The 4085-nt window shown below is 47.9% G+C and carries 4 protein-coding genes; 1 reads left to right on the plus strand and 3 read right to left on the minus strand.

Features of this window, described 5'->3' with window-relative positions; all coding sequences use genetic code 11:
• Positions 1-541: 541 nt before the first annotated feature.
• The 3 genes from LKK83_RS02435 to LKK83_RS02445 all read right to left on the minus strand — a co-directional run bounded on the left by LKK83_RS02435 (position 542) and on the right by LKK83_RS02445 (position 2372).
• A complete protein-coding gene (locus tag LKK83_RS02435) occupies positions 542-751 on the minus strand; it encodes a hypothetical protein (protein WP_324629200.1) in 210 nt (69 codons plus the stop codon).
• Entirely contained in the window at positions 738-1316 is a 579-nt protein-coding gene (locus tag LKK83_RS02440) for an AAA family ATPase (RefSeq protein WP_442957267.1), read from the minus strand. The genes LKK83_RS02435 and LKK83_RS02440 overlap by 14 nt, the downstream gene beginning before the upstream one ends.
• Before the next feature lie 267 nt (positions 1317-1583).
• The gene (locus LKK83_RS02445) at positions 1584-2372 is read right to left on the minus strand and encodes an ABC transporter permease (RefSeq protein WP_324629201.1); all 789 of its coding nucleotides are present in this window, start codon (positions 2370-2372) and stop codon (positions 1584-1586) included.
• Between the two features lie 225 nt (positions 2373-2597).
• Here LKK83_RS02445 and LKK83_RS02450 point away from each other — a divergent pair, with 225 nt between their 5' ends.
• Positions 2598-3737: a DegT/DnrJ/EryC1/StrS family aminotransferase gene (locus LKK83_RS02450; RefSeq protein WP_324629203.1), complete on the plus strand. Its 1140-nt coding sequence runs from the start codon at positions 2598-2600 to the stop codon at positions 3735-3737.
• Positions 3738-4085 lie beyond the last annotated feature (348 nt).

Genomic DNA, 4085 nt, shown 5'->3' on the forward strand with positions numbered 1-4085 from the left:
AAAAGCATTGCCTTTACCCTTTGCCCCCATTATTAACATTTTACCCCATCCCCCTTCTTTTGTCCATTTTTTTTTCTCCTCCCTCGAGCGAATCATTTGCGGCTGTGGGTACCTTGGAGCTTTGAGTCGGTGGGTAAGCAAGGGTGCAAATTTAGCAAATTTCATTCTTATGTGGTACGGAGCTTTGACTGTGATTCCCGCTAGGCACTTCATCCAGAAAAACACTCTACAATATGAAAACCGCTATATAACAAGTTAAAACCTGCAAATTCTTTCGCATAAGTGCTTATATCTTTGCACTAGTCGCTGTCATTGGTATTATTTCCCTCCCTATGGCAAACTACCATTAGGTAATCGCATCTTTTGGTGGATGAACCTTCAATGACGCACTCATCTATTCTGACTCTACAAACTTTCTTTTTGTCCGGATTATTTAAGATATAGTTTCGCTTTCTTTCTTGTGCTGTAATCTGCGTACCTGTGGAGCACTTGGTACAGTTTGGGTAATTATCTAAAAACTCCTGACAACTGCATTTCATGCTTAATCCTCCAGTTCAAATAGTTGATTAAATGTATCGATAATTACATCAGACGCTTTATCTATCTCCGCTGATTCAATCAGCCGCATGTCGCGATCGACAATAGAACGAGCTTTGCCTTGCTCTAACATGTAAGCATCTAATCGGTCTGGATCGATCCACAAATGACGATCGACCACCCGCTCTACAGATTCAGTTTTATCGCTTTCCAAGTTGTAGGCGTAGAGAAGATTGTTGAAAGATGAGAGGGATGTAAGGACTGTGAGTCGTTAAAACAACTTGATTGTCATTTTGAGTAGCTACCAGCGCAATCAAATCAATGATTTGCTTTTGTGCTACAGGAAACAGATGAGCTTCGGGTTCTTCAATCACCAAAAATACTTTGCGTTGATTCAGAATTAGCAGTAAAATTAGCAGTAAAATCCAAACCACTTCTTGTTGTCCCGATGAGGCAAAATTTATTAAGGTACTTTGCCCATCACTAAATTCAATCCGCTCCGTGCCATTATGATAGCGATACGAGCCTTTTAGGATAGAGTCAATGAGCTGTTTGGCAAGCCTAACTCTGGCTTCGGATTCCCGATTATAATCATTAGAACTTGTTGCGATATCGATGACTGCGCTTAAATTCTGATTAAACAGGGCTTTCACATTTTCAATCCGCTCGATAAAGTTTTCCATAATATAGTCGAGCTTTATGGGGGGTTCTAACTCACTATCATTGGAATCATATTTGCCCATGTCAATGTTGTTGCGTTGTTGAGATAAGGTGGTCACCAGGCTGCGACCCGCCGGTAAAAACAGAATATCTCTTGAGGCAGGATTTCAATCGCCGACTTCGATATCCCATGAACCGAAACCGATCGCACCGGGTTTTATTCCCTTCTGGTTCTCCCATCCCTTTCGTGCAGCGGCTAGAACTCAGGTGACGATCGCATCAGTTTTTGGACTGATGCGATCGCCGAGTTACTGGCTTATTTCTCATCCCCGCCACACTGGGTATTTTTAGGAAAAACTGCCCGCAAGCCGATCGCCCCGTGAAATTTAAAATTTTTTCAATTGTGCCGATCGCGTAAAAAATTGCTGTGAGATCGCTTTCGTTACCAAAATCGCAGTCATCAAGGTAGCAAACGCCAGCATAAACATAATTAAAATCTGATAAGCCGCCGCATTAATCGGACTGATGCCACTGAGAATCTGGCCGGTGATAATGCCCGGTAAGGTGACAATCCCCACCACCATCATTGCATTTAACGTGGGAATCAGACCGGCGCGGATGGCATCTTTGCGATAGCGGGCGATCGCTTGTTCCGGGGTAGCCCCCAAACACAAATGGGTTTCGATTTCCACCTGAGAAGTATTCATTGTACTGGCTAATCGCTCTCCGGCGATCGCGGAAGCATTCATCGCATTGCCCAACACAATCCCGGTTAACGGAATCAAATATTGCGGATCGAACCATGCTTGGGGTTGACGCAGGACCAAAAAATTCACATAAACTAACGTCAGGGCGGTACTGACAAAAATCGACCCCCAGACAAACGGCAATAAATTCGGAATTTTTTTCCCAATGCGGTTGCGCGCCACAATTGCCGCAATGGTTAGCATCACCAACAGCACCGCCAACACCACCAGGGGATTTCTCCATTCAAACACGAACTCTAAGAAAAACCCCACCACCAATAGCTGCACCACGGTTCTCGCCGCCGCTAAGGCAAACTGCCCCGACAATCCCAATTGCTGCCACGCCGACAGGGCGATCGCCAACCCAATTAGCCCCAATCCTAATCCTAAATCGATAAAATCCAGTTCAATGCGCTCGATTGCGTTCATCGTGTATTGCGAGTTGTTAATTTCACATCATGGCAGGGGGAAACGGAAGTCGCGAGGAATGCAGCATTTCCCCGGGAAAGCGCGGGTTTCAGGAACTGCACCACTTTTCCCGGATGGGGGAATTGCTCTGCTTTACCCACCCTTTAGCGACTTTCTCTCGTTACCGGATTCCCTTTCGCCACAAAATCTGATTGTATGGTTAAACAATCGTGATGGGTTGAACGAGTGAATAATATCCCTCCTTTAGATTTGGCAAGACAGTACCAAACCATTCGTAACGAAGTAGAAGCCGTTGTCTTAGAGGTGATGGCATCCGGGCGGTATGTGGGCGGGTCCTGGGTAAGCGATTTTGAGCGCCAGTTTGCCGACTATATCGGCACCTCGGAATGCGTGGCGTGCAATTCGGGGACTGATGCGCTTTATCTGACCTTGAGGGCGCTCGATATTGGTCCGGGAGATGAGGTGATTACCACGGCGTTTACGTTTTTTGCCACCACTGAGGTTATCTCCCAGGTGGGGGCAACCCCGGTATTTGTGGATATTGCGCCCTCTGGGTTTAATTTAGATGTGGAACGAGTGGCGGCGGCGATTACCCCGCGCACCCGGGCGATTCTGCTGGTGCATTTATTCGGGCAACCGGTGGAGATGACGCGCTTGATGGCGATCGCTGCTTCCCATCAGATCCCGGTGATTGAAGACTGCGCTCAGTCTACCGGGGCAACTTGGAAGGAGAAAAAGGTGGGTAGCATCGGGGATATGGGCTGTTTTAGTTTCTTTCCCACGAAAAATCTGGGTGCGTTTGGGGATGGCGGCGCTGTTACCACCAATGATGCGGCACTGGCGGCGAAGATGCGGGTGTTAAAGGATCATGGGGCGACGAAGCGTTACTATCACGAACAGGTGGGGGCGAACAGTCGCCTGGATGCCCTGCAGGCGGCGATTTTGCAGGTGAAGTTGCCCTATCTTGAGGGTTGGAACCAACGGCGACGGGCGATCGCGAAGCGTTACCATCAGTTACTTGCTCCCTTCCCGGGAATCGTTCTCCCGCAGGAATTGGAAGGGGGGGAAGGAGTGTGGAATCAATACACGATTCGGGTGAAATGTCTTGGGGATGAGGGGGAAACCAATTGGCGCGATCGCCTACAGCAACAGCTACAGCAGGCGGGGGTAGCCGCTACGGTGTATTATCCCTTCCCCCTGCACTTGCAACCGGTTTATCGCCACTTGGGATATTCTAGGGGTCAATTGCCCGCGTGTGAAAGAGCTTCTCGAGAGGTGTTGTCGTTGCCGATGTTTCCCGAACTTTCTGTGGCAGAGCAAGACCGGGTGGTGTATTGCCTGAAGGATGCGTGGGAACAGGTGTAGCGATATTCACGGGAGCGATCGCGAGTGTCCCCAGAGAAAAAATGCCCGAATTGAGTCTTATTCCTTGACAAATAAAAAATTATGTGTTATATAGAATCAACTTAATTTAGGGAGTGTTGCAGATTGACAATAGTAGAGCAGTGAAGGACCAGGGGGGGAGAATCTGCCCGCATCCGCCACAGGTAAGGGTAACAGTGGCACAGGGGTGGGTTCGGCAGGGAAAGATAAAGTTTAAAGATTTGTATCGTTAAGTTAAGATATTGATAAATAAGCAGTCAGGGACTCCGTAGAAACCAACCCCATGTCTAAAGCCAGGGGCTTGTACTTCTAACCACCTGACCAGCCTAA

This window comes from Phormidium sp. CCY1219 (assembly GCF_035615515.1).
Lineage (GTDB): Bacteria > Cyanobacteriota > Cyanobacteriia > Cyanobacteriales > Laspinemataceae > CCY1219.

Bases quoted from the DNA above. Each gene is read 5' to 3' on its own strand.
- LKK83_RS02445 (WP_324629201.1), bottom strand. From the start codon at position 2,372: ATGAACGCAATCGAGCGCATTGAACTGGATTTTATCGATTTAGGATTA.